This window comes from Streptomyces hesseae, assembly GCF_031845785.1.
Taxonomy (GTDB): Bacteria; Actinomycetota; Actinomycetes; order Streptomycetales; family Streptomycetaceae; genus Streptomyces; species Streptomyces hesseae.
The window spans coordinates 1-23953 of the sequence record NZ_JAVRFI010000019.1 but is presented as its reverse complement, the minus strand read 5'-3'; the positions used below and the strand labels follow the sequence as shown (position 1 = coordinate 23953).

Below are 23953 nucleotides of genomic sequence, written 5' to 3'. Positions count from 1 at the left end.
CGCGCCCTGTTCAGGGTGCGGGACCGTTCCGCGTCCCGTAAGGGGCGCGGGGAACTGCGCGACCAGCTACGGACGGCCCGCAGTCCGCACGACCGCGCGTCCGAGCGAAGCGCTAACGCGCCAGCTCCTTCGCCGCCTCCGCGAGGTCCTTCGCCGTATCGATCGCCCGCCAGTACGCGCCCTGCGGCAGCGGGAAGCCCGCGAGGCGGCGCTCGCGGGCCAGGCGGGGGAAGGTGGTGCGTTCGTGGTCGCCGCGCTCGGGCAGGAGGGCCGTGAAGGCGGGCGAGAAGACATAGACGCCGGCGTTGATCAGATACGGCGAGGGCGGCGCCTCGACGAAGTCCAGGACGTGCCCGAACTCGTCGGTCTTCACCGCGCCCCAGGGGATGCGCGGCCGGGCCAGCGCGAGCGTCGCCGTGGCGTCCCGCTCATGGTGGAAGGCGGCCATCTCGCGCAGCGAGAACCGGGTCCAGATGTCGCCGTTGGTGGCGTACCAGGGTTCGTCGGGGCGGGGCAGGGAGGCGGCCGCGTGCCGCAGGCCGCCACCGCGGCCGAGGGGTTCGGGCTCGACGACCGTCGTCACCCGCAGCGGGAGTTCGGCCGTGGCGAGCCAGTCCTCAAGAACACGCGCCAAATGGCCGCACGAGACCACGGCGTCGGTGACGCCCTCGGCGGCCAGCCAGGCGAGTTGATGGCCGATGATCGGGATTCCCGTGCCGGGGATCTCGACCATCGGCTTGGGACGGTCGTCGGTGTACGGACGGAGCCGCGAACCCTGGCCTCCGGCCAGGATCACGGCTTGTGTCGGGAACGGGCTGTGCTGCGTGCCGGTCATGCTCCGCACGATATGCGGTGCCGCGCGTGGAGGTGCGGCCGGCGGTGGGAGCGGTCAGTGGCTCTGGACGCCGGCGGCGAAGGCCGTGTCGCAGACGGGGCGGGAGAAGGACTGGGCCTTGCGCTCCCCGTACTTCTTGCGCGCGGCCTCGCCCAGCGCACGGGCGATCGCCATGCAGTGCTGGGCCAGCGAAGGACGGCCGTCGGCCGCCTCCTGAAGGTGCGTGAGGGCGACGCCGGGGTTCTTCTCCTGGAGCTCCAGGAGGAGCTTGTCGCGGAGCACCTCGTGCGGCGCGCGGGCCTTGGCGACGGTCGAGGCGGTGTCGGAGGACGCGGTGAGGACCTGCGACTCGGCGGTCGGCGCCGCCCAGGGAACGCGGGTCACCGCGAGAGTCCCCGAGAGCACGAGAACGACCGGGAGGACGAGAGCGAGGGTTCTGCCGATGCGGCGGGCGGCCTGGTTCATGCCGCAGATGGTAGCGAGGCGTAATGACGCCGCTCCATTTAGTCACCCGGTCGGGGGATGTCGATGGTTATCAGAATGACGGTTGAGTTGACGCACGGGGCTCGAAATGGGCGGTGTGCCGGGGTATTTGCCGCCGAAGCGCACCCCGCGTTCCGGGCCCCCTGGACCCGGACGCGGGGCGCGCTTCGGCGGTTACGCTCAGTCGCCGATGCGCTCGCCGGAGGACGTGGAGAACACGTGCAGTTCACCGGAGCGCGGGACGACGTGGAGCACGGAGCCCTTCTCGGGCACGCGGCGGCCGTGGACGCGGACCACGATGTCCTTCTGCTCGCCGCCCACCTCGGCGGTGCCGTAGACGTAGCCGTCGGCGCCGAGCTCCTCGACGACGTTGACGGTCACGGCGACGCCGCCGGGCTCGTCGCCCTTGCCGTCGGGCCGCTCGACGACGTCGAAGTGCTCGGGCCGGACGCCCACGGTGACGGTGCGGTCGCCCTTGTCGGCGGCGGTGGTCAGCGCCTCGCGGGGCACGGGCACGACGTCGGAGCCGAACCTCACCCCGCCGTCGGTGATCGGCACCTCGACGAGGTTCATCGCGGGGGAGCCGATGAAGCCTGCCACGAAGAGGTTGGCCGGCCGGTCGTACATGTTGCGCGGGGAGTCGATCTGCTGGAGCAGGCCGTCCTTGAGCACCGCGACCCGGTCGCCCATGGTCATGGCCTCGACCTGGTCGTGGGTGACATAGACGGTGGTGATGCCCAGGCGGCGCTGGAGGCTCGCGATCTGGGTGCGGGTCTGGACGCGCAGCTTGGCGTCGAGATTGGACAGCGGCTCGTCCATGAGGAAGACCTGCGGCTCGCGGACGATGGCGCGGCCCATGGCCACGCGCTGGCGCTGGCCGCCGGAGAGGGCCTTGGGCTTGCGGCCCAGGTACTCGGTGAGGTCCAGGATGCGCGCGGCGTCCTCGACCTTCTGGCGGATCTCCGCCTTCGGCACGCCCGCGATCTTCAGGGCGAAGCCCATGTTGTCGGCCACGGTCATGTGCGGGTAGAGCGCGTAGTTCTGGAACACCATGGCGATGTCCCGGTCCTTGGGCGGCAGATGGGTGACGTCCCGGTCGCCGATGCGGATCGCGCCGCCGTTGACGTCCTCGAGTCCCGCCAGCATCCGCAGGGAGGTGGACTTGCCGCAGCCGGAGGGGCCGACGAGGACCAGGAACTCCCCGTCCTCGATGGCGATGTCGAGCTGGTCGACGGCGGGCTTGTCGGATCCCGGGTAGATCCGGGTGGCTTTGTCGTACGTGACCGTGGCCATGGTGATGTGATCCCTTCACCGGCAGGAACGTGCCGGACGATCCGAGTAGAGGGAGTGGTCCAGTCCAATCGGGCTGGGTTTCCCGTGACGCTACCGGGGCCGGAGGCCGTTGTCAGCAGATGGCGGGTCACGAAGTCGTTGTGGGTAGACTGCGTCTCGCATGCCGCCTTAGCTCAGCTGGTAGAGCACCGCTCTTGTAAAGCGAAGGTCGTCGGTTCGAGTCCGACAGGCGGCTCGGTGCAGAGACGCGGAACCGCAGGCCCTCCGAGGAGGACCTGCGGTTCCGCGCGTTGTGGGCCCGGTGTCCCGGTGTTCAGCTCCGGTGGGTCACCCGGTCGTCGACGGCCCGGGTGTCGGCCGGCGTCTCCTGGGGCGAGTCCTGGTGACCCGGCCACCAGGCCTTGTGGCCCAGCAGCGAGGTGACGGTGGGCACCAGGAGCATCGCCATCACAAAGGCGGTGAGCAGGATGCCGAAGGCGACGGCGAAGCCCATCTGCTGGAGCATGGAGTTGTCGGCGAGGACCAGTACGCCGAAGGTGCCGGCGAGGATGATCGCGGCGGAGGCGACGGTCGGGGTGGACTGGGCCACGGCCGTGCGGATGGCCTCCTTGGGCGGGACGCCGCGGCGGACCTCCTCGCGGAGGCGGGCGACCATGAGGATGTTGTAGTCGGTGCCGATCGCCACGACGAAGAGATAGACGATCACCGGCAGCATGAAGAGCAGGCCCTGCTCGCCCTTGATGTCCTGGAAGAGCCAGACGGTGGAGCCGAGGGTGGCGCCGAAGCCGAGGGCCACGGCGATCATCATGTACCAGGGCGCGACCAGGCTGCGGAGCAGCAGACCGAGGATGATCATGATGGCCAGTCCGGCGGCGGGGAAGACGACCCGGTAGTCGTGGCCCACGGCGTCCTCGATGTCGGCGAGGACGCCGGAGGTGCCGCCGACGAGGGCCTCGGTGCCGGAGGGCGCGGCCGTGTGGGCCGTGTCGCGCAGCTTGCCGCCCGCGAGGTCGATGGCCTCGTCGGAGGTGGGCGCGTACTTGAGGATCACGCTGTACTGGGCGACGGTGCCGGCGCTGTTGACGACGGCGGGCGCGGCCGTGCCGACCCCGTCGACGGCGGCGAGCTTCCCGCGGAAGGTCTCCAGCGCCGCCCGGTCGAGGCGGGTGCCGTCGGTGGCGCTGAGGTAGACCATGGCCGGGTCGGACTGGCCGGCGGAGAAGCCCCGCTGGAGGTCCTTCATGGCCTGGACGGACTCCAGCTTCTGCGGCATCTGGCTGCTGGTGTCGAACTGGGGCTTGAAGCTGAAGGCGCCCACGGCGAGGAGGGCGAGGACGGCGGTGGACAGGACCGCGACCGTGCCGGAGCGGTGGGCGACGAGCCGGCCGACGCTGTTCGCGAAGCGGTTCCTCGGCGGCTTGCGCCAGCTCTTCGACGGCCAGAACGCCGCGCGCCCGAGGAGGGAGAAGACGGCGGGTACGAGCGTGAGCGCCGCGACGAGCGTGACGGCCACGGAGATGGCCAGGGAGGGGCCCATCGCCCGCATCATGCCCAGCGTGGAGAGCAGCAGGGCGAGGAAGGCGACGATGACCGCCCCGGCGGCCGAGGCGATGGTCTCGCCGACCCGGGCCACGGCCTCGACGAGGGCCTCCTTGGGTTCCTGGCCCTGGCGCAGGTGCTCGCGGTAGCGGAAGAGCAGGAACAGGATGTAGTCGGTGCCGACGCCGAAGAGGACGACGATCAGGATCGCGGAGATGGAGCTGTCGGCCTTCAGCCCGCCCACCGAGGCGGCGGTGCCGATGAGGCCGGTGGCGACCACCGAGACGACGGCGATGATGATGACGGGCAGGATGGCGATCAGCGGGCTGCGGAAGATGATCAGCAGCAGCACAATGATCAGCAGGAACGTCGCCGACATGACCATGGTGTCGGTGTCGCTGGACGACTCCTTCGCGTCGAGCTGGGTGGCGGCCTGGCCGGTGATGCCCATCTTCAGATGGGTGCCGCCCAGCAGCGGTTTGGCGTCCTCGCGCAGCTTCTTGACCGACTGCGGCAGTTCCTCGTCGTTGAAGTTCTTGGTGGTGGCGTAGATGTTGGCCAGGGCCACCTCGCCATTGGGGGAGACGGCCTTGGGGTCGGTGACCACCTTGGCTATCTTCTCGTGGTGCTTGCCGTCGAGTCCGGTGGCGACCTTGATGACGTCGCGCTTGTCGGCGTCGTCCAGCTTGCCGCCGTCGGCGCGCTGGAACACCGCGATGGCGGCGGGCTGTTCGGTCTGCGGGAAGGCCTTCTGCTGGAGATTCCCCACCCGCACCGATTCGTAGTGCGAGGGCAGGAACTCGGTCTCGTCCGTGGTGGACTTCAGACCGGGTGCGAACATCGCGAGTACCACGGCCGCGATGATCCAGCCGGCGATCGTGAGCCAGGGCCGATGGACGGCGAACCGCCCGACTCGACGGAACATGACGCTCCTTCAACTACCTCTTAACAGCATGCGTGTACGTGTGTTCGTATGTGCGGTATAAGCATGAACACGCTAGGGACTGAAGTTCCCCGACCACAACAAAATCCCGGGGAATCAGGGGGAAATCGGCCCTGGGGTGGGGAAGTCCGCGAACCCTCTCAACCCTGAGGAGGAGAGCCGGTGGAGCCACTCTCACCCGTGGGGTAGAGGCCACCCGGTCAAACGTCTTCGTCCGGATTACGCTGCCCTCATGAGCGATGTCGATTTCTACGCCGCGCGCATGGAGCGCGCCGTCCTGGCCGCCACCGAGGCGGGCCTGGCCGGTCTGATCATCTCCCCGGGCCCCGATCTCGGCTGGCTCTGCGGATACCGCGTCCCGGCCGTCACCGAGCGCCTCACGGCCCTGCTCCTCCTCCCCGGCCGCAAGCCCCTGCTCGTGGTGCCCCGGCTGGAACAGCCCGACGCCCAACACTCACCGGGCGCGGGCGCGTTGACGATCACCGGCTGGGCCGACGGCGAGGACCCCTACGCCACTCTCGCCGGGCACCTCGACCCGAGCGGCCGTTACGGCGTCTCCGACGCCACCTGGGCGCTGCACCTGCTGGCCTTCCAGCGAACGGCCCCCGGGGCGGGCTTCGGGGCGCTCACGGAGGTCCTCCCGATGCTGCGGGCGGTGAAGGACGCCCACGAGGTCGAGCTGCTCGCCGCCGCCGGAGCGGCCGCGGACGCCACGTACGAGACCGTGGTCGACCTGCGCTTCGCGGGGCGCCGCGAGAGCGAGGTGGCCGCCGACCTCGCCCGGCTGCTCCGGGAACACGGCCACTCGCAGGTCGACTTCACGATCGTCGGCTCGGGCCCCAACGGCGCCAACCCCCACCACGAGGCGGGCGACCGGGTCATCGAGGACGGCGACATGGTCGTCCTGGACTTCGGCGGCCTCAAGGACGGCTACGGCTCCGACACGACCCGTACGGTGCACGTGGGCGAGCCGACGGCGGAGGAGCGCAAGGTCCACGACCTGGTGCGCGAGGCCCAGCAGGCGGCGTTCGAGGCGGTCCGCCCCGGGGTGGCCTGCCAGGACGTCGACCGCGTGGCCCGCCAGGTCATCCGCCGCGCGGGCTACGGCGAGTACTTCATCCACCGCACGGGGCACGGCATCGGCGTCACGACGCACGAGCCGCCGTACATGGTGGAGGGCGAACACCTGCCGCTGGTACCGGGGATGTGCTTCTCGATCGAGCCGGGGATCTATCTGCCGGGGCGGTTCGGGGTGCGGATCGAGGACATCGTGGTGTGTACGGAGACCGCTGCGCGGAGGCTGAACAACACGGCGCGTGAGCTCCGGGTGGTGAGCTAGCCCCGACCGGGGGTGGGGCCAGTCACACCACCCGCATCCGGTGCGGGTCGTAGTCGTGCGCCGGTCCGCGGGTGGTCTGTCCGTGCCGTGGCGCCCGTGCGGTGACGAGCACCCATGCGACCACCGCCGCCATCAGCATGATCCCCGCCCCCCACCCCATCGCGACGGCGAAGCCGTGCACGACACCGGCACCGACGGCCACCGACGTCGCGATCGTGTTCAGCAGCGCTGTCCCGATCGAACCCCCCACCTGTTGCGCGGTGTTCACTGTCGCCGAGGCGACGCCGGAGTCGCGCGGTGCCACCCCGGACGTGGCGACGTTGACGACCGGCATGAAGATCAGGCCCATGCCGAGGCCGACGAGGATCTCGGAGGGCAGGACGTGCGAGGCGTAGGCCGGCTCGGGGGTCAGGAAGGTCAGCAGGAACAGCCCCGTCGCCGCCAGCAGGGCACCCGGCACCATCAGCAGCCGGGGCGGCAGCCGGGTCATCAGCCGCGCCGAGATCTGCGTCGAGGCCAGCACGATCGCGCCGGTCAGCGGCAGAAAGGCCAGCCCGGTCCGGAGCGGGGAGTATCCGAGCACGGCCTGCATGTAGTAGGTCATGAACAGAAACATCCCGAACATCCCCACGACCGCCAGCGCCATCGTCATGACCGCGCCACCCCGGTTGCGGTCACCGATGACGCGCGGCGGCAGCAGCGGGCTGCGCGCCCGGGTCTGCCACCGGGCGAAGGCCGCCAGCAGTACCACTCCGCCGCACAACAGGCCGAGGACCAACGGGCTGGACCAGCCGTGCGGTTCGGCCTCGCTGCACGCGTACACGACGGCCACGAGCCCGCCGCAGCCCAGCAGCACCCCGAGCAGGTCGAGGCTCGGCCGGTCGGCCGGGAGCGGCCGGTGGTCGCGCAGCAGCCAGACCGCCCCGAGCAGCGCGACCAGGGCGATCGGTACGTTGACGTACAGGCACCAGCGCCAGTCCAGGTACTCCGTCAGCAGACCGCCGGTGATCAGGCCGATGGCGGCGCCGCCGCCCGCGATGGCGCCGTAGATCCCGAACGCCTTGCCGCGCTCGCGCAGATCCGTGAACGTCGTCGTCAGCAGCGAAAGCGCCGAGGGCGCCAGCACCGCCGCGAAGACGCCCTGAAGGGCGCGGGCCGCGTAGAGCGTGCCCTGGCTGTGCGCGGCGCCGCCGAGCGCGGAGGCGACCGCGAAACCGACGAGTCCCAGGGTGAAGGTGCGTTTGCGCCCGATACGGTCGGCGATCCTGCCCCCGAGCAGCAGGAGCCCGCCGAAGGCGAGGGAGTAGGCGGTGATGACCCACTGCCGGTGGGCGTCGGTCATCCCGAGCTCACGCTGGGCCGAGGGGAGAGCGATGTTCACGATGGTCGCGTCGAGGACGACCATCAGCTGCGCCAGTGCGATCACCACCAGCCCCCACCAGCGGCGGGGGTCGGAGTCGGCTTCGGGGGTCTCGGAACCGGCTATGGGGGGCTCGTTCGAGCTCATGGGTACCCGCTCTCGCGTGCTTACGCGCCGTGCGCGACGTGCAGAAGCTCGCAATCCAGCCTAGGCCTGGCGGGTGACATACGCCCCTCGACGGATAATCGTCCACCTGTTCGGCGTATTTCGGCGTACCCCGGAACGGGCGGCTCAGGGGACGAGCACGACCTTGCCGATCGTGCCGCGCGTCTCCAGCGCCCGGTGGGCGGCCGCGGCCTCGGCGAGCGGGAAGCGCTGCACGGCCGGTACGACGCGCCCCGCCGCGGCCTCCGCGAGGGACAGCTCCTCCAGCCGCCGCATCCCGGTCTCACCCCCGCCGAACCGTTCCAGCATGGCCGGGCCGAGCACGTTCCGTGAGGTGATGCCGCGCTCGGCGAGCCGGGCCGGGTCGATGTCCAGTGGCCCGCCGCCGACCGTGCCGTGCGCGGACCAGCCGAAGACCAGGTGGAGCCCGCCGGGCGCCAGCAGATCGATCGCGGCCAGGGCGGCCGGGCCGCCGACGCCGTCGAACACGACCGTGGCGGCGCGCCCCCACAGCGCCGTACGGGCCCGCTCGGCCCAGTCGGGGTCCTTGTAGTCGAGGGCGATGTCGGCGCCCAGCGCGCCGACGTGCGCGACCTTGGCCGGCCCGCCGGCCAGCCCGACGACGGTGGCGCCCGCGTTCCTGGCGTACTGCACGAGCAGCGAGCCGATGCCGCCCGCCGCGGCCGTCACGACCACGACGTCGTCCTCGCCCAGCTCGGTGAAGCCCAGGATGCCGAGCGCGGTGCGGCCCGTACCGATCATGGCGATGGCGTGGTCCTCGGCGAGCCCGTCCGGCAGCTCGTGGAGTCTGGCGGCGTCGACGACGGCCAGCTCCGCGTAGCCGCCGCCGGGGGCGGTACGGCCCAGGTGGGCGACGACACGCCGGCCGAGCCAGCGGGGGTCGGTGCCCTCGCCGAGGGCGTCGACGGTGCCCGCGATCTCCCGGCCGGGGACGGACGGCAGCTCGGGCAGGCCGTACGGGTTGCCGGGGTCCCCGGCGCGCTGGCTGGTGTCGACGAGATGGACGCCGGCGGCCGCCACGGCCACCCGGACCTGGCCGGGGCCGGGAACGGGGTCCTCGGTGCGCTCGTGGCGCAGGTTCTCGGCGGGGCCGAAGGCGTGCAGACGGACGGCGTGCATGGCGCTCTCCTCGAAGATCGTCACGGGGACGGTCCCGAGTCTTCAACCGCAAGCGGGATTGAGGTCAAGGGGCGCCGGGTCGCTCACACGCGTGGGAAGCGGCTCTGGATGTCCCAGACGACGGGGTTGTCGGCGAGTCCCTCATGCATGTCCGCCAGATCCGCGATCAGGTCGTGGAGGAAATCGCGGGCTTCGCGGCGCAGGGCCTTGTGGTCGAAGGTCAGCGGCGGGTCGTCCGGCGCCCAGTCGGCCGTGACCTCCACCCAGCCGAAGCGGCGCTCGAAGACCAGGCAGTCGGTGGACTCGGTGAAGTCCAGCTCGGCGAACTGCGTCTCCGCCGAACGGCTGCCCCTGGGATCGCGGTCGATCTTCTCCATGGTGTCGCACAGCGCCCAGGCGAAGTCGAGCACCGGCACCCATCCCCAGGCTGTGGACAGTTCCCGGTCCTCCTTGACGTCGGCCAGATAGACGTCGCCGCAGAACAGGTCGTGCCGCAGCGCGTGCACGTCGGCGGTGCGGTAGTCCGTCTGCGGGGGGTCCGGGAAGCGGCGGGATAGGGAGTAGCCGAGGTCGATCACGCTTCGATGGTACGTATGCCGGGCGGGTGCGTACGACGGGCGTGCCCCCGCCGCCACAGGGGCGACGGGGGCACCGAGGGGGGTGTACCCGTGGGGGCGTAGCGGTGGGGGCTACTTCACGTTGATCGCGGACCAGGTGGCGGCGACCGTCTTGTACTCGTTGCTGGTGGCGCCGTAGAGGTCCGCGGTGGCCTTGAGGGTGGCGGTGCGGGCGGCCTTGTAGTTGGTGGTGGAGGTGAAGTACGTGGTCAGGGCCTTGTACCAGATCTTGGTGGCCTTGTCCCGGCCGATACCCGTGATCTTGGAGTTGTCGGAGGTGGGGCTGTTGTAGCTCACACCGCCGATGACCTTGCTACCGCTGCCCTCGGACAGCAGGTAGTAGAAGTGGTTGGCGGGGCCGGAGGAGTAGTGGACGTCCACGTTGCCGATGGAGGACGACCAGTAGTCCTTGGAGCGGCCGTCCTTGCTCGGCTTGTCCATGTAGCGCAGCGGGGTGCCGTCGCCATTGATGTCGATCTTCTCGCCGATGAGGTAGTCGCCCGGGTCGGCGGCGTTGTTGGCGTAGAACTCGGCGGCGGTGCCGAAGATGTCGGAGGTGGCCTCGTTCAGACCGCCGGACTCACCGCTGTAGCGCAGGTTGGCGGTGGCGGCGGTGACGCCGTGGCTCATCTCGTGGGCGGCCACGTCGAGCGCGGTCAGCGGGTGGGAGTCGTTCTCGCCGTCGCCGTAGGTCATGCAGAAGCACTCGTCGTCCCAGAAGGCGTTGACGTAGCCGCTGCCGTAGTGGACGCGGGAGTAGGCGGCCTTGCCGTCGCCCTTGATGCCCGTGCGGCCGAGCACGTTCTTGTAGAAGTCCCAGGTGACGGCCGCGCCGTAGTGGGCGTCGACACCGGCGGTCTGCCGGCCGCCGCCCCACACGTCGGTGGAGTTGGTGAAGAGCGCGCCGGTGCCGGAGGTGCCCTGGTTGAGGTCGTACGTCTTGTGGCCGCCGCGGGTGCCGTCGGTGAGCGAGTAGCCCGAGCCCGACTTGGTGGTGTTCAGCGAAACCTTTCCGCTGTAGGTGCTGGTCCCGGTGCCGGTCTCGATGGCCTCGTCCTGGAACAGCTTCTCACCGGTGTTCGCGTCCGTGATCACGTGCAACTTGCTGGGCGTGCCGTCCTTCTGGACGCCGGTGACCACGGTTTCGTACGCCAGGACCGGCTTGCCCTGCGCGGCCCAGATGACCTTGCGCGGCGCGCTTCCGGCGTCGGCCTTCGCGGTCTTCTCGCTCGCGGCGACGCTCAGCGCGCTCTTCTTGGCGGCGGCGGGCGCGAGGGAAGGCGTGGTGCTGGGCACGGCTATCTTGGCGTCGGTCGCCTTGGTGACGTCACGGGCGCCGCTCTTCTTCTGGTGCACCACCAGGTCGCCGCCGAGCACCGGCAGACCCTCGTACGTGCGCTCGTAGCGCGTGTGCACGGTGCCGTCGGCGTCCTTCACGACGTCACGGACGACCAGCTTCTCCTTGTCGGCGTCGAGGCCGATCTTGGCGGCGGTCGAGGCCGCCCCGCCCTGTGCCTCCTGGATCGCGGAGGACCGCTGCCCGGCCGACAGCGTCAACTGCTGTCCGCCCTGGGCCTTGTCGGCCGACGCGTTCGCGGAACCCGACTGCACGCCGATGACCACCATGGCGGCGGAGGCGACAAGTGCGGCGGCACGCAGGGAGTTCTTGCGGGGGGTGGCGGTGTTGCTTCTCAACTCGATCTCCTAAGAGGGGGGTTACGGGCAGCCCGAGCGAGGGCCGCACCGTTGCGTCAGGAGTGATGCAGGAGCGAATTGAGGAGAGCGTGCCATCGATGGCCAGAGATTGACAGGGGCGCAACAAGGATTTGATCTGTTGGTAAACGCTGAGCGGTGGATTGGATCCGCTATGCGGTGAGTTGGGGGCCGAACACGTTGTGTTCAACTGGTGAGGAAGGGCAGTTGAACGGAGTGAAAGGGGTGGCGGGAATGGATATCGGAATGTACGCGGAGGACTACGTTCCGAAGCAATTCCGCATACAGGCACACGCGTTGCGAGAAGAAGCGTGGCCCGGACTGGGCGGAATCCCGCACGACCCCGCGTTGAATCCGCTGACGATACTGCTGGTAACTCCGGATGGTGAAGTCACGGCGGTGCTCGACGTCCTGTCGAAGGACATCGAGCACGAAGGCGTCCGTTACCGGGCGGCGGGCCTGAGTTCGGTCGTCACGGCCGAGGCGCACCAGGGCAAAGGACACGGGCGACAGCTCGTGGCTGCCGCCCGTGAAATCATCGCGAAAAGCGGTGCGGACCTTGGAATCTTCACCTGCGACCGCCCCCTGCGGGGCTTCTACGAAGGGGCCGGCTGGCGCGTACTGGAGGGCGCCGTGCTCGTCGGGGGCACCCCTGAGGCCCCCTTCCCCAGCGACCGCCCGGGATTCGACAAGGTCACGATGGCGGGCTTCTTCACCGAGCGGGGGCGGCGGGGCGCCGCGTCGTTCCGGGACGCCCGGATCGGGCTCTACCCGGGTGAGATCGACAGGCTGTGGTGAGGGGGGCCGTGGCTACGGCTGGTCGTCCGGCTTCCGCTCCTGGGTGCCGAGCTGTTCGTTGATCCTTCGCTGCGCCTCGTCGACCTGGCTCTGGTACTTGTTCCCCGTCCTCTCGTCGAACGCGTCGCCGGCCTTGTCGACGCCCTGGCGGGCTGTGTCCTCATGCCCCTTGAGCATGTCCTTGAGCTTGTCGAGCATGGACATGGTTGTCCTCCTTACGGAACGCCTGACGCCTTCAGGATCGCCGCGTTCCGGCCGCGCCGCATCCCAGGGCTCGCCGCATCCCAGGGCTCCGCCTCAGCCCGTCCTGTCGCCCAGCGACTCCAGCAGGACCCGCAGCGATCCCGTCAGCGCCTCCCGCTCGGCCGGGCTCAGGGCCGCCAGGAGACGTTCCTCCGTGGCGAGGTGGTCCGGGAGGACGCGGTCGATGAGGGCGCGGCCCTCGTCCGTGAGGGAGACGACGACGCTGCGGCCGTCGTGGTCGCTGCGGGTGCGGGTGACGAGGCCACGGGCCTCCAGGCGGTCGAGGCGCTGGGTGATGGCACCGGAAGTGACCATCGACGAGCGCATCAGCTCGGCCGGGGTGAGGCGGTACGGGGGGCCGTTGCGGCGGAGGGTGGCGAGGACGTCGAAGGAGGCGCCGTCCAGGTCGTGCGCGGCGAACGTGCGCCGGAGCTCGGCGCCGACCAGCTGGTGCAGCCGGTTCAGGCGGCCGATCACGGCCATGGGGGAGGCGTCCAGGTCGGGCCGCTCTCGCGCCCACTGGTCCAGTACTCGGTCGACGTGATCTGCCACGGCCCCAGCCTAGCAATGCCTTAGCGGTGAGGTAGATCACTCACCGATAGCTTAGCGCTGAGTTATATTGGCTTAGTGCTAAGCAATCGCCTCGGGATCGTGTTCCTCACCGCTCTGGCGCCCGCCATCTGGGGCACCACCTATGCCGTCACCACCGAGTTCCTGCCGCCCGGCCGGCCGCTGCTGGCGGCGGTCGTACGGGCGCTGCCCGCGGGGCTCGCCCTGGTGGCGGTGACCCGGCGGCTGCCGAAGGGCGCGTGGTGGTGGCGGGCGCTGGTGCTGGGGGCGCTCAACATCGGGGCGTTCTTCGCGCTGCTGTTCGTCGCCGCGTACCGGCTGCCCGGCGGGGTCGCCGCCACCATCGGGGCGGTGCAGCCCCTGCTGGCCGCCGGGCTCTCCACCGGACTGCTGGGGGAGCGGCTCTCCCTGCGCACGGTGATCGCTGGCGCGGTGGGCGTGGCCGGCGTCAGCATGCTCGTCCTGCGGGCCGACGCCCGGCTCGACGGGATCGGGGTGGCGGCCGCGGTCGGCGGCGCGGTGGTGATGGCCACCGGCGTCGTGCTCAGCAAGCGCTGGGCCTCGGACGTGTCGCCGCTCGCCGCGACGGGCTGGCAGCTCGTCGCCGGAGGCGTGCTGCTGGTCCCGGTCGCCCTCGTCGTGGAAGGCGCGCCGCCCACGTCGCTCACCGCCGGGAACATCGCCGGGTACGGCTATCTGGCCGTTGTCGGCTCCGCGTTCGCCTACGTGCTGTGGTTCCGGGGGATACGGGCGCTGCCCGCCACGGACGTCACCTTCCTCGGGCTGCTGAGCCCCGTCGTCGCCACGGCGGTCGGCTGGCTCGCGCTCGGCCAGTCCCTCACCGTCGCACAGGGACTGGGCGGGTTGGTCGTCCTGGGCGCCCTGGTTCTGGCGCAGGCACAGTTCAAACCTCGTCAACTCGCTCAGAAGGGCTGAAAGTCATGGGAAAGACCCTGCGCATCACCGTCATCGGCGCGGCCGGGAACGTCGGACGCCGCGTCGTGGCCGAGGCCCTGGCCCGGGGGCATGCCGTCACCGCCGTCGTCCGCGACCCGGCCCGGGGGCGGGCGGCGGGGCTGCCCGAGGCAGTGGAAATACGCGTCGGCGATGCGGGAAACGCTGAGGATGTCGCTGCCTTGAGCGCCGGGCAGGACGTGGTCATCGGCGCCACCCGGCCCGCCCCGGGGCAGGAGGGCGAGCTCGCCGCCATGGCGAAGGCCCTGCTGGCCGGTGTCGCGGAAGCCGGCACCCGGCTGCTGCTCGTCGGCGGCGCGGGGAACCTCTCCGTGCCGGGCACGGGCGGCCGTACCCTCGTCGTCGACGACCCGGCGTACGTCCCCGAGTCGTGGCGGCCCATCGCGCTGGCCTGCGTCGAGCAACTGGCCGCCGTCCGTGCCGCCGGCGCGGGCGTGGACTGGACGTATCTGAGCCCGCCGGCGCTGCTGGAGCCGGGCGAGCGGACGGGCGCCTACCGGCTGGGCCGCGACGAACTGCTCGTCGACGGCGCCGGGAGCTCGGCCGTCTCCATGGAGGACCTGGCCGTGGCCCTGCTGGACGAGGCCGAGCGGCCCGGGCACCGGCGGGCGCGGTTCACCGTCGCGTACTGAAGTGGATGTGCGGAGGGCCGCACCGTCCCGCTGTGCGGCGTGGTGCGGCCCTCCGTCGGCTCTGTGGGCCGGGCGTCGTCAGACGTTGACGCCGAAGTCCTGGGCGATGCCGACGAGGCCGGACGCGTAGCCCTGGCCGACGGCGCGGAACTTCCACTCGGCGCCGTTGCGGTAGAGCTCGCCGAAGACCATGGCCGTCTCGGTGGCCGCGTCCTCGCTGAGGTCGTAGCGGGCGATCTCGGCGCCGCCGGCCTGGTTGACGATGCGGATGTAGGCGTTGCGGACCTGGCCGAAGTTCTGCGAGCGGGCCGCGGCGTCGTAGATGGAGACCGGGAAGACGATCTTGGTGATGTCGGCCGGGAGGGCCGCCAGGTTCACATTGATCTGCTCGTCGTCGCCCTCGCCCTGGCCGGTGGTGTTGTCACCGGTGTGGACGATGGTCTGGTCCGGCGTCGACTTGTTGTTGAAGAAGACGAAGTGGCCGTCGGAGTAGACCCGGCCGCCCGCGTTCACGGCGATGGCGCTGGCGTCGAGGTCGAAGTCGGTGCCGGTGGTGGTGCGGACGTCCCAGCCGAGGCCGACCGTGACGGCCGTCAGGCCCGGGGCCTCCTTGGTGAGGGAGACGTTGCCGCCCTTGGACAGGCTTACAGCCATGGGATGGGTCCCTTTCTTCTGCTTCTGCGTCGGCTGGCGGCGCGCTCCAGGCCGCCGTCACACCCCTGATAACGCCATGTGGGGGACCCGGGGTTCCATTCCGCTTTACTTTCTTTGCCGGTTCCTGACGGCGACCCGGTCCTTGGCTCGTCCCGGCCCGTCCCGGCTCGTCCCGCGCAAAACGAGGTGACGTGTCCGCGTCCGCCAGGGGAACATGGACGCATGTCCGGTCCTCACGTCATCCGCGGCTCCGTCTCCCTCCCCGAGGCCGAGCTCATGTGGCGCTTCTCGCGTTCCTCCGGGCCGGGCGGGCAGCACGTCAACACGAGCGACAGCCAGGTCGAGCTGCGCTTCGACCTCGCGGCGACGAACGCGCTGCCGGAGGTGTGGAAGGAGCGCGCGCTGGAGCGGCTCGCGGGTCGGCTCGTCGACGGCGTCGTGACCGTCCGGGCCTCCGAACACCGCTCGCAGTGGCGGAACCGCGAGACGGCCGCCGTGCGGCTGGCGGCGCTGCTGGCCGAGGCGAGCGCGCCGCCGCCGAAGCCGCGGCGGGCCACGAAGATCCCGCGTGGCATCAATGAGCGGCGGCTGCGCGAGAAGAAGCAGCGCGCCGACACCAAAAAGGGGCGTTCCGGGCGCGATTGGCACTGACCGGGGTCGGCGGCAACCGCTCGCTGTCAGTCCAGGTGGCGGTAGCGCCCTCGGAAGTATGTGAGCGGGCCGCTCTCGGTGGCGGGCGTGTTCGCCCGGAGCACCCGTCCGATGACGAGCGTGTGGTCTCCGGCCACCACGCGCTGCTCGGTGCGGCATTCAAGGACGGCCAGGGTGCCCTCGATCAGGAGAGCGCCGCTGACCGCGCCGCGCTCGTGGGGGACGTCCGCGAAGAGGAGCCGGTCGCTGACGCGGCCCTTCATGGCGAAACGGCCCGCGATGTGGCGCTGGCCCTCGGCGAGCACGGAGACCGCCCACAGGGGCTGCCGCTCCAGCAGGTCGTCCATGCGGGAGCCGTTGCGGACGCTCACCATCACCAGGGGCGGCTCCAGGGAGACGGACACGAAGGCGGTGGCCGTCATGCCGACGTCCTCGCCGCGGGGGCCGTCCTCCGGGTCGTGCGCGGTCACCAGCACGACACCGGCCGCCAGCCGGGTCAGGGCGGCGCGGAATTCGTCGGCGGCCACCCCCTCGGGGCGGCCCTCGTGGTGGGTTTCGGGCTCGGCGGTCACTCCAACAGGATGGGCTATGCCGGTCTCGGTGGGCGAAGTCGTCTGCAACACGCCTCGAACGCTAGCCGTCCCGGAGGATGAGACGCATCGGGCCGGGGGACCAATCGGGGTTCCGGACCGGTCCTAGGTCCTGAGAGCCTGTGCGCGTACGTCCGCGTGGGAATCGGTCCGGAAGAGATCTGATCATGTCCGTTCGTGTCTTTTCCGGGCCGTCGAATTTGCGTTCATTAAGCATAAGAGCGCGCTCGAACGCCAGAGGCGCGACTTCAACGTCACCTGTGACATGAGTCACAGAGGGCGGTAATTGTTGACCCTGTGTACCGGGTGGTCAGCTCGCTGTGATTCAGTGGCCGGGTAATCGGACGAACAAGAAGCCTGGAGTTTGCTGTCGAGGTCTCGGGGGAGAGCGAGCTATGGAGACCGAGTCGGAGCCGTATGTCCGCCTGGCCACACTGAAACAGGTCCATCGGGCGATCGCGGACCTGAACACCGCGCGCAGCCTCGCGGACACCTTGCAGACCGTCGCCGACGGTGTCGTGTCCGGGCTCGGCTACGAGCTCTCCGCCATCAACCTCGTCCGCCCGGACGGTGACCTGGTCGTCGCCGCCGTGGCCGGGAGCGCCAGCGCGGAGGCCCTGATGGCGGGGCGTGTCGGCTCGCGCGTGTCATGGGAGCGGCGGCTGGCGATGGGCGACGAGTGGGGCGATCTGCGCTTCATCCCGTACACCGAGGGCTGGGTCCTCGACGACGACGACGTCCCCCAGTGGCACACCGCCGGCCCCGCGCCGCGCTTCGCGGACGAGTGGCACCCGATGGACCGGCTCTTCGCCCCGATGTACTCCACGGGCCCCTCCGGCGGCGAACTGCTCGGCGTCATATCCGTGGACAAACCGAGCAATGGGCGCAGACCCGGCGCATGGGGCCGAGAGGCTCTTCAGATGTATGCGTCGCAAGCAGCGATTGCGATCAGTAACGCTCGTCTACGCGCAAATATGCAGCGCGCTCTGGTCCGGCTCGAGCGGGAACAGCAGGCGCTGCGGGCCAGCGAGGAGAGCTTCCGACAGGCGTTCGAATATGCGCCGAGCGGGATGGCCATCGCCGAAATGGGCGGCGACCAGCACGGCCGCCTCCACCGCACCAACGACGCGCTGTGCCGGCTGCTCGGCCGCTCCGCCTCCCAGATGCGCCGCTACTCCTTCGCCGACCTCGTCCACCCCGAGGACATAGGCACCCTGCTCCGCACCTCCGCCGAGGGCGGCCGCGCCGAGCTGCGGCTGGCGCGGCGCGACGGCACGTTCGTCTGGGTCTCGCTGCGCAACTCGGTCGTGGCCGACGCCGCCGACGGCCCGCGCTTCCTGCTCACCCATGTGGAGGACATCGAGGAGCGCAAGCGGCATGAGCTCCAGCTCGCCCACCGCGCCAGCCACGACTCCCTGACCGGCCTGCCCAACAGCGCCGAGCTCCGCGCCCGCCTCAGCAGCCGGCTCTGCGGCCGCCCGCCCGGCAGCGAGACCCACGCGGCGGCGGCCGCCGGCCCGTACGGGGCGCTCGACGGCTTCGCGGAGGTCGCGAGCGTGGAGAGCGCGGCGTATGTGCCGGAGGCGCTGCCGGCGGGTGCGGGGGGCGCTGTGGGCCGCGTGGGCGCTCTCGCGCCGGGCGGCGCCCATGGCGGTCATGGCCACGGCTTCGGCTCCGACACCGGTCCCGACTACGCGCCGGACTTCCCGCCCGAGGACTACGGCGGCGGCCCGGGGTTCTCCGTCGGCTACGGCCACGGCCACGCCTACGACCACCACGAGCACGCGATCGCCCCGGACGAGGACGCCGACGACGGCACCAAGGGCCTGGCCGTCCTCTTCTGCGACCTCGACGGCTTCAAGCTGATCAACGACCGGTTCGGGCACCACACGGGCGACGCGGTGCTCATAGAGGTCGCCCGGCGGCTGAGCAACGGCGTGCGGGAGGGCGACACGGTCGCCCGGCTCGGCGGCGACGAGTTCGTCGTCCTCGCGGACGGGCTGGCCCTCGCCGATGCGGAGGATCTTGCCGTCCGGCTGAGAAATGCCATCATTCCTCCCATAAGGGTCGATGGCCGGGCCGTCCGGGTGGGGGCGAGTTTCGGAATCGGCTGGGCCGGGTGCGGCATGAGCGCGGACGAGGTGCTGCACTCCGCCGACCAGCGGATGTACATGGAGAAGCGGGCACGGGCGAAGGCGGGAAGACGCGCCGGATGAGTGCCGGTTTGCCCGGCCCCCCGATCTCGGGTGCACGGCGTGAAACCACCCACTCGGGGTACGCTTCGCCGATGCGGCACAGCCGACGGGGACACCATGTGGGATATGGGGAGTGACAGGGGATGACGGCCGGTAACAACGGCACAGGCACCGGTTCCGGCGCGTCCGGCGCGCCGGAGAACGACGACCCGTTCGGCTACCTGTACCGCTCGGAGGGCGGCGGGTCCACCGAGGGTGGTCAGCAGCAGCCCGCCGCCTATCAGCCGGGCGTTCCCCGCACGTCCTACAACCAGGTACGGCCTGTGGGCTCGCGCACATACGGCGGCGCACAGGGCATCGGCTCGACCGCGCCCCGCCCGGCCGGACCGAACCCGCACTACGCGGCTCCGGAGACGCTGGGCGGCACACCCACGCAGGGCCAGGCGCCCGTGCGCGGCGGGCACGGCGCGACCGCGCCGGCGCCGCGGCGGCGGGGGCTGCTCATAGCGGCGATAGCGGTCGTGCTCGTGGTCGCGGGCGGCATCGGCGTGGCGATGCTGACGAACAGCTCGTCCGACGACAAGCAGACGACGGCGGGCGGCGAGGAGAAGCCCGGCGGCGACCCGGCCAAGGGCGGCGACGACGCGAAGAAAAAGAAGGACAAGGACGAGGGGCCGAAGAATCCTTCGGTCAATGCCCAGACGAAGCGTGACGCGTCGAACCTCCGGCTGAGCGGCGGTGCCACCACGGAGAAGACCGTGAAGGGCGCCCAGGCCGACGGGGGCGTCTACATCACCGGCATGAACCAGCCGGGTGCGGCCGTCGAATGGACCGTGGACGTCGAGAAGGCCGGGGACTACCGGCTGAACCTGCGCTACGGCGTTCCCGGCAAGGACGCCACCCTCACCACGTGGGCGAACGGCAACAAGACCTTCAGCTCCATCAAGATGAAGAACTACGGCGCCAAGCCTGGTGACTGGGAGAACGGCTGGTTCACCAGCTGGGTCCAGGTGTCGCTCAACAAGGGCACCAACACCCTCAAGTTCTCCTGCGAGCCGGGCGACCAGTGCGAGTCCCACCTCGACCAGGTCTGGATCAGCTGACGACCCGCAGGAACCCCGCCACCGCCCCCGCCATCGCCTCGCGAGCGGGGGCGAGGTATTTCCGGGGATCAACTGCTGACGTGTGGGCCTCCAGGAAGGCTCGTACCGCGTCCGTGTAGGCCGTGTTCAGGGCTGTTCCGACGTTGATTTTCTTTATGCCGGCAGCGATGGCACGGCGGATTTCCGCGTCCGGAACGCCCGAGGAGCCGTGGAGGACCAGCGGGACCGGGACGGTGGCGGCGAGGGTCGCGATGAGGGTGTGGTCGAGGGTGGCTGTGCGTTCGGTCATGGCGTGGGTGCTGCCTACTGCCACGGCCAGGGCGTCCACGCCCGTGTCGGCCACGTAGGCGGCCGCCTCGGCCGGGTCGGTGCGGATGCCGGGGGTGTGGGCGTCGCCCGCCTTGCCGCCGATGCGGCCGATCTCCGCCTCCAGCCAGAGGCCTCGTTCGTGTGCCCAGCGGGCGGCGGAGGACGTGGCCTTCACGTTGTCGCCGTAGGGCAGTTTCGACGCGTCAAACATGACCGAGCCGAAGTCGTGGGCGTGCGCGGCGTGGAGGAGGTCCACGCTTTCGACGTGGTCCAGGTGGAGGGCGAGCGGGGTCGTCGATGCGCGGGCCACCGCCGCCGTCGCGGCGGCGATGGGGGCCAGGTTCCCGCCGTGGAACCTCACGGCGTTCTCGGAGATCTGGAGGATGGCCGGGGCGCCGGCTGCCTCCGCGCCGAGCGCGATGGCTTCGGCGTGTTCGACGGTGATGACGTTGAAGGCCATCACGGTTCCGCCTGCGGTCATCAGGTCTGCGGTGCGGGTCAGTGGCATGACGCTTCTTCGCCCTTCTGTGGCCTTGACCGGGGCTCCCCCCGGACTCTCACAGCGCTTCGACCCGTATGCCCGCCCTCAACTCCTCGTACGCGCCCGCGTCGAACTCGCCCGCCCCCGGTGCCCGGACCGTCGCCGCCGACAGGGCCACCGCGCGTATCAGGCGGTCCGGCCAGGACAGGCCCTCCGTCAGGCCCGAGAGGAGGCCCGCGACGGCCGAGTCGCCCGCGCCCGTGGGGTTGCCCCGCAGCGGCGCCGGCGGGGTGGCGCGCCAGGTGCCGTCGGGGGTGATGGCCAGTATCCCCTCGGGGCCCAGGGACGCCGCGACGGCGTGGGCGCCGCGGCGGCGGGCGTCCAGGGCCGCGGGGAGGGGGTCCGTGGAGCCCGTCAGCGCGGCCAGTTCGGCGGCGTTGGGCTTGACGATGTCCGGGCGGGCGGCGATGCCGCGCCGCAGGGGCTCGCCGCTGGTGTCGAGGAGGACGGGCACGTGCCGGGCGCGGGCCTGGCGGATCAGGTGCGCGTAGGCGCCGACGGGGACGCCGGGCGGCAGGCTGCCGCACAGGGCGACGGCCTTCGCGTCGCGCAGGAGGTGGCCGTAACGGTCGTCGAAGGCGGCCCACTCGGCCGGAGTGACGTCCGGGCCCGCCTCGTTGAGCTGCGTCGCGTCGCCCGTCGAGTCGTCCACGACGGCCACCGTGCGGCGCGTCGCGCCGGTGATGGGCACCAGCGCGTCGGTCAGCGGACCCGCCGACTCCGCGAGGAGCCGGCGCAGGGTGTCGCCCGTGGCGCCGCCCGCGAAGCCGGTGACCACCGTCTCGTGGCCCAGCGCGGCCAGCACCCGCGCGACGTTCACGCCCTTGCCGCCCGGTCGTTCGGCCGAGTGCCGGACGCGGTGCGAGGTCTGCGGGAGCAACCGGGGGACGCGGTAGGTCAGATCGAGCGCGGCGTTGAGCGTGACCGTGAGGATCATCGGCGCCTCTCTCCTCGACCGGGGCGACAGCGGGCGGCAGTGGTGGTTGCGCCAGCGATCATGCCAAAGCGAGGGCGGCAGGCCCAGACCCTGGACCCACCGCCCTCGATGAAGTGGGAGGAGAATTACCGCACTTCCGGCTTAACCAGCCATTCACCCTTGCGCATCACGCCGACGAGGTCGAACGTCCCGTTCAGGACGACCAGGTCCGCGTCCTTGCCCGCTTCGATGGCGCCGACCCGGTCCGACAGGCCCAGCAGCCGCGCCGGGGTCGTCGACAGGGCCCGTACCGCGTCCTCGACCGGCAGCCGGTCGACCGTCACCGCGCGCTTGAACGCCGTGTCGAGGGTGAGCGTCGAGCCCGCGATCGAGCCGGCCGTCGGGCCGTCCGCGATCCGCGCCACGCCGTCCTTGACCTCGACGCTCATCGGGCCCAGCGGATACATCCCGTCGCTCATGCCCGCCGCGCCCATCGCGTCCGTGATGAACGCGACCCGGTCGGCGCCGGCCTGCCTGAAGGCCAGCTGGAGGGCGGCGGGGTGGAGGTGCGTGCCGTCGTTGATCAGCTCGACCGTGACCCGCTCGTCCTCCAGCAGCGCCGCGATCGGGCCGGGCGCGCGGTGCAGCAGCGACGGCATCGCGTTGAACAGGTGCGTGGCGACCGTCGCGCCCGCGTCGATGGCCTCCAGGGTCGCCTCGTACGTCGAGTCCGTGTGGCCGACGGCCGCGATGACGCCGTGCTCGGCCAGAAGGCGGACCGACTCCAGGCCGCCCTCCAGCTCCGGCGCCAGCGTCATCATCCGCGCCGCGCCGCGCGCCGCGTCGACGAGCTTGCGGACGTCCGCCGGGTCCGGGTCGCGGAGGAGCTCCGGCTGGTGCGCGCCGCAGCGGTGCGGGGAGATGAACGGGCCCTCGAAGTGGATGCCTGCCAGGTCGCCCTGCTCGGTCAGCTCGGCGAGGGTCGCCGCCTGCCGGGCCAGGTCGTCCAGGTCGCCCGTGACCGTCGAGGCGACGATCGTGGTGGTGCCGTGGGCGCGGTGGGTGCGGATCGCGGTGAGCGCCTCTTCGGCGTCGCCGGACGAGAAGGACGCGCCGCCGCCGCCGTGGACGTGGATGTCCACGAAGCCGGGGACGATCCAGTGGCCCGTCAGGTCGATGCCTCCGGCTTCCTGGGGCCGGTTCGCCGCGATGCGGTCGCCCTCGATCGTTACGCGGCTCCCCTCCGCCACTCCGGTCGGCAGCACTACGCGGGCGCCGGTGAGAACCGTTCGTTCGGTCATCGGGCGGATACCTCCATGGTTTCCGTTGCGAGAAGGTCCCAGGCGAGCAGGCCCGCGCCCAGGCAGCCCGCGGTGTCCCCGAGGGCCGCCGGGACGATCCGGGGGAGCTTCTGGAAGGTGACGCGCTCGGCCACCGCCGCGCGCAGGGGGGTGAAGAGGGTGTCCCCCGCCTCGGCCAGGCCGCCGCCGATGATCAGCACGCGCGGGTCGAGCAGGGTCAGGGCCGTCACCAGGCCGTCGGCGAGGGCGTCCACCGCGTGCCGCCACACCTTCCCGGCGCGCGGGTCGCCGGACGCCACGGCCTTGGCGCAGTCCGCGGCGTCGGCGGCGGGGTCGCCGCTCGCCTCCGCCCAGGCGCGGCTGACCGCCGACGCGGAGGCGATCGTCTCCAGGCAGCCGCGGCCGCCGCAGCCGCAGTCGAGGGCGTCGGGTTCGGCGCCGCGGCGTACCGCGATGTGGCCGATCTCGCCCGCGTAGCCGTGGGCGCCCGCCTCGATGCGGCCGTCGATGCCTATCGCCCCGGCGATGCCGGTGCCCAGCGGTACGAAGAGGAAACGGTCGGCGCCCCGGCCCGCGCCGATGCGGCCCTCGGCGAGGCCGCCGGCGCGGACGTCGTGGCCGAGGGCGACGGGGGTGCCGGCCAGGCGGTCGCCGAGGCGGTCGCGGAGGGGGAGGTCGCGCCAGCCGAGGTTGGCGGCGTAGACGGCGGTGCCGGTGGCGGTGTCCACGATGCCGGGTACGGCGATGCCGGCCGCGGCGGCCGGCTCCCCGTACGCGCGGCGGCCGTGCTCGCGGAGGTCGGCGGCGAGGGCGAGGATGCCGGCCACGACGGCTTCGGGGCCCTTGGCGCGCTCGGTCGGCCTGCGGGTCTCGTACAGCAGGGTGTGGTCCGGGGCGACCAGCGCGGCCTTGATGGCGGTGCCGCCTACGTCCAGGGCGATGACGTGTTTCACGTCTGTAGTTTCGCCCTTACGGGCATGAAAGGTCTAGTCCACTCGCCGGTGTGGGCGGCTGCCGGTGCGTCGTGGGTCGGGGGCGGGGGGGGGGG

Annotated in this window: 23 protein-coding genes and 1 tRNA gene; 8 read left to right on the top strand and 16 right to left on the bottom strand. The window is 71.3% G+C overall.

The window, feature by feature from the left end; translation table 11 throughout:
- Positions 1-112: 112 nt before the first annotated feature.
- The 3 genes from RM609_RS24860 to RM609_RS24850 form a co-directional block, all read right to left on the bottom strand.
- A complete protein-coding gene (locus RM609_RS24860) occupies positions 113-835 on the bottom strand; it encodes a nucleotidyltransferase family protein (RefSeq protein WP_311613775.1) in 723 nt (240 codons plus the stop codon).
- Positions 836-889: 54 nt separating this feature from the next.
- Positions 890-1300, bottom strand: a complete 411-nt coding sequence (locus RM609_RS24855) for a hypothetical protein (protein ID WP_311613774.1) — start codon at positions 1298-1300, stop codon at positions 890-892.
- Between the two features lie 198 nt (positions 1301-1498).
- Positions 1499-2611, bottom strand: coding sequence for an ABC transporter ATP-binding protein (locus tag RM609_RS24850; RefSeq protein WP_311613773.1), 1113 nt, complete (start codon positions 2609-2611; stop codon positions 1499-1501).
- Between the two features lie 162 nt (positions 2612-2773).
- On the opposite strand from RM609_RS24850, the gene RM609_RS24845 reads away from it, so the two are divergent.
- Positions 2774-2846 (top strand) — tRNA-Thr (locus tag RM609_RS24845).
- A gap of 78 nt (positions 2847-2924) precedes the next feature.
- Here the strand turns inward: RM609_RS24845 and RM609_RS24840 are convergent.
- Positions 2925-5075: an MMPL family transporter gene (locus RM609_RS24840; RefSeq protein ID WP_311613772.1), complete on the bottom strand. Its 2151-nt coding sequence runs from the start codon at positions 5073-5075 to the stop codon at positions 2925-2927.
- 250 nt (positions 5076-5325) lie between these two features.
- Here RM609_RS24840 and RM609_RS24835 point away from each other — a divergent pair, with 250 nt between their 5' ends.
- Positions 5326-6432 carry an aminopeptidase P family protein gene (locus tag RM609_RS24835; RefSeq protein ID WP_311613771.1) on the top strand — a complete coding sequence of 369 codons (1107 nt, stop codon included), beginning with the start codon at positions 5326-5328 and terminating at the stop codon, positions 6430-6432.
- Between the two features lie 22 nt (positions 6433-6454).
- Here the strand turns inward: RM609_RS24835 and RM609_RS24830 are convergent, their stop codons facing one another.
- The 4 genes from RM609_RS24830 to RM609_RS24815 form a co-directional block, all read right to left on the bottom strand.
- Positions 6455-7939 carry an MFS transporter gene (locus RM609_RS24830; protein WP_311613770.1) on the bottom strand — a complete coding sequence of 495 codons (1485 nt, stop codon included), beginning with the start codon at positions 7937-7939 and terminating at the stop codon, positions 6455-6457.
- A gap of 144 nt (positions 7940-8083) precedes the next feature.
- Entirely contained in the window at positions 8084-9097 is a 1014-nt protein-coding gene (locus tag RM609_RS24825; protein WP_311613884.1) for a zinc-binding dehydrogenase, read from the bottom strand.
- A gap of 83 nt (positions 9098-9180) precedes the next feature.
- The gene (locus tag RM609_RS24820) at positions 9181-9675 is read right to left on the bottom strand and encodes a hypothetical protein (RefSeq protein WP_311613769.1); all 495 of its coding nucleotides are present in this window, start codon (positions 9673-9675) and stop codon (positions 9181-9183) included.
- A gap of 111 nt (positions 9676-9786) precedes the next feature.
- Positions 9787-11340 carry a M4 family metallopeptidase gene (locus RM609_RS24815; protein ID WP_438828531.1) on the bottom strand — a complete coding sequence of 518 codons (1554 nt, stop codon included), beginning with the start codon at positions 11338-11340 and terminating at the stop codon, positions 9787-9789.
- Between the two features lie 225 nt (positions 11341-11565).
- On the opposite strand from RM609_RS24815, the gene RM609_RS24810 reads away from it, so the two are divergent.
- Positions 11566-12225: a GNAT family N-acetyltransferase gene (locus tag RM609_RS24810; protein ID WP_311613767.1), complete on the top strand. Its 660-nt coding sequence runs from the start codon at positions 11566-11568 to the stop codon at positions 12223-12225.
- A gap of 12 nt (positions 12226-12237) precedes the next feature.
- Here RM609_RS24810 and RM609_RS24805 read toward each other — a convergent pair whose 3' ends face one another.
- Together RM609_RS24805 and RM609_RS24800 are read right to left on the bottom strand one after the other, a co-directional pair.
- Entirely contained in the window at positions 12238-12429 is a 192-nt protein-coding gene (locus RM609_RS24805; RefSeq protein ID WP_311613766.1) for an antitoxin, read from the bottom strand.
- A 93-nt stretch (positions 12430-12522) separates the two neighbouring features.
- On the bottom strand, positions 12523-13020 hold the full coding sequence (locus RM609_RS24800; RefSeq protein WP_311613765.1) for a MarR family winged helix-turn-helix transcriptional regulator: 498 nt from the start codon (positions 13018-13020) through the stop codon (positions 12523-12525).
- A gap of 99 nt (positions 13021-13119) precedes the next feature.
- On the opposite strand from RM609_RS24800, the gene RM609_RS24795 reads away from it, so the two are divergent.
- Together RM609_RS24795 and RM609_RS24790 are read left to right on the top strand one after the other, a co-directional pair.
- Positions 13120-13974 carry an EamA family transporter gene (locus RM609_RS24795; protein ID WP_438828525.1) on the top strand — a complete coding sequence of 285 codons (855 nt, stop codon included), beginning with the start codon at positions 13120-13122 and terminating at the stop codon, positions 13972-13974.
- Between the two features lie 17 nt (positions 13975-13991).
- Positions 13992-14645 (top strand): NAD(P)-dependent oxidoreductase, encoded by a 654-nt coding sequence (locus tag RM609_RS24790; RefSeq protein WP_311613883.1) that lies wholly within the window; start codon positions 13992-13994, stop codon positions 14643-14645.
- 78 nt (positions 14646-14723) lie between these two features.
- Here RM609_RS24790 and RM609_RS24785 read toward each other — a convergent pair whose 3' ends face one another.
- Entirely contained in the window at positions 14724-15299 is a 576-nt protein-coding gene (locus RM609_RS24785; protein ID WP_311613763.1) for a TerD family protein, read from the bottom strand.
- A gap of 222 nt (positions 15300-15521) precedes the next feature.
- On the opposite strand from RM609_RS24785, the gene arfB reads away from it, so the two are divergent.
- A complete protein-coding gene (arfB, locus tag RM609_RS24780) occupies positions 15522-15950 on the top strand; it encodes an alternative ribosome rescue aminoacyl-tRNA hydrolase ArfB (protein ID WP_311613762.1) in 429 nt (142 codons plus the stop codon).
- A gap of 26 nt (positions 15951-15976) precedes the next feature.
- Here the strand turns inward: arfB and RM609_RS24775 are convergent, their stop codons facing one another.
- The gene (locus RM609_RS24775) at positions 15977-16540 is read right to left on the bottom strand and encodes a flavin reductase family protein (RefSeq protein ID WP_311613882.1); all 564 of its coding nucleotides are present in this window, start codon (positions 16538-16540) and stop codon (positions 15977-15979) included.
- A gap of 395 nt (positions 16541-16935) precedes the next feature.
- Between RM609_RS24775 and cdgB the strand changes: the two genes are divergently transcribed.
- Positions 16936-18756 carry a diguanylate cyclase CdgB gene (cdgB, locus tag RM609_RS24770; protein ID WP_311613761.1) on the top strand — a complete coding sequence of 607 codons (1821 nt, stop codon included), beginning with the start codon at positions 16936-16938 and terminating at the stop codon, positions 18754-18756.
- A gap of 122 nt (positions 18757-18878) precedes the next feature.
- Positions 18879-19838 carry a carbohydrate-binding protein gene (locus RM609_RS24765; RefSeq protein ID WP_311613760.1) on the top strand — a complete coding sequence of 320 codons (960 nt, stop codon included), beginning with the start codon at positions 18879-18881 and terminating at the stop codon, positions 19836-19838.
- Here the strand turns inward: RM609_RS24765 and RM609_RS24760 are convergent.
- From RM609_RS24760 to RM609_RS24745, 4 genes are all read right to left on the bottom strand, one after another.
- On the bottom strand, positions 19831-20655 hold the full coding sequence (locus RM609_RS24760) for a class II fructose-bisphosphate aldolase (RefSeq protein ID WP_311613759.1): 825 nt from the start codon (positions 20653-20655) through the stop codon (positions 19831-19833). The two genes, RM609_RS24765 and RM609_RS24760, sit on opposite strands and share 8 nt — an antisense overlap.
- A 49-nt stretch (positions 20656-20704) precedes the next feature.
- Complete coding sequence (locus RM609_RS24755) at positions 20705-21625, bottom strand: 1-phosphofructokinase family hexose kinase (protein ID WP_311613758.1); 921 nt, start codon at positions 21623-21625, stop codon at positions 20705-20707.
- A 125-nt stretch (positions 21626-21750) separates the two neighbouring features.
- Positions 21751-22905: an N-acetylglucosamine-6-phosphate deacetylase gene (gene nagA / locus RM609_RS24750; RefSeq protein ID WP_311613757.1), complete on the bottom strand. Its 1155-nt coding sequence runs from the start codon at positions 22903-22905 to the stop codon at positions 21751-21753.
- Complete coding sequence (locus RM609_RS24745) at positions 22902-23858, bottom strand: ROK family protein (protein ID WP_311613756.1); 957 nt, start codon at positions 23856-23858, stop codon at positions 22902-22904. Before RM609_RS24745 ends, nagA begins: the two co-directional genes overlap by 4 nt.
- Positions 23859-23953 lie beyond the last annotated feature (95 nt).

Coding starts and splice junctions, on each gene's coding strand:
- RM609_RS24860 (WP_311613775.1), bottom strand. CDS start 835: ATGACCGGCACGCAGCACAGCCCGTTCCCGACACAAGCCGTGATCCTG.
- RM609_RS24855 (WP_311613774.1), bottom strand. CDS start 1,300: ATGAACCAGGCCGCCCGCCGCATCGGCAGAACCCTCGCTCTCGTCCTC.
- RM609_RS24850 (WP_311613773.1), bottom strand. CDS start 2,611: ATGGCCACGGTCACGTACGACAAAGCCACCCGGATCTACCCGGGATCC.
- RM609_RS24840 (WP_311613772.1), bottom strand. CDS start 5,075: ATGTTCCGTCGAGTCGGGCGGTTCGCCGTCCATCGGCCCTGGCTCACG.
- RM609_RS24835 (WP_311613771.1), top strand. CDS start 5,326: ATGAGCGATGTCGATTTCTACGCCGCGCGCATGGAGCGCGCCGTCCTG.
- RM609_RS24830 (WP_311613770.1), bottom strand. CDS start 7,939: ATGAGCTCGAACGAGCCCCCCATAGCCGGTTCCGAGACCCCCGAAGCC.
- RM609_RS24825 (WP_311613884.1), bottom strand. CDS start 9,097: ATGCACGCCGTCCGTCTGCACGCCTTCGGCCCCGCCGAGAACCTGCGC.
- RM609_RS24815 (WP_438828531.1), bottom strand. CDS start 11,340: ATGGTGGTCATCGGCGTGCAGTCGGGTTCCGCGAACGCGTCGGCCGAC.
- RM609_RS24805 (WP_311613766.1), bottom strand. CDS start 12,429: ATGTCCATGCTCGACAAGCTCAAGGACATGCTCAAGGGGCATGAGGAC.
- RM609_RS24785 (WP_311613763.1), bottom strand. CDS start 15,299: ATGGCTGTAAGCCTGTCCAAGGGCGGCAACGTCTCCCTCACCAAGGAG.
- arfB (WP_311613762.1), top strand. CDS start 15,522: ATGTCCGGTCCTCACGTCATCCGCGGCTCCGTCTCCCTCCCCGAGGCC.
- cdgB (WP_311613761.1), top strand. CDS start 16,936: ATGGAGACCGAGTCGGAGCCGTATGTCCGCCTGGCCACACTGAAACAG.
- RM609_RS24765 (WP_311613760.1), top strand. CDS start 18,879: ATGACGGCCGGTAACAACGGCACAGGCACCGGTTCCGGCGCGTCCGGC.
- RM609_RS24760 (WP_311613759.1), bottom strand. CDS start 20,655: ATGCCACTGACCCGCACCGCAGACCTGATGACCGCAGGCGGAACCGTG.
- RM609_RS24755 (WP_311613758.1), bottom strand. CDS start 21,625: ATGATCCTCACGGTCACGCTCAACGCCGCGCTCGATCTGACCTACCGC.
- nagA (WP_311613757.1), bottom strand. CDS start 22,905: ATGACCGAACGAACGGTTCTCACCGGCGCCCGCGTAGTGCTGCCGACC.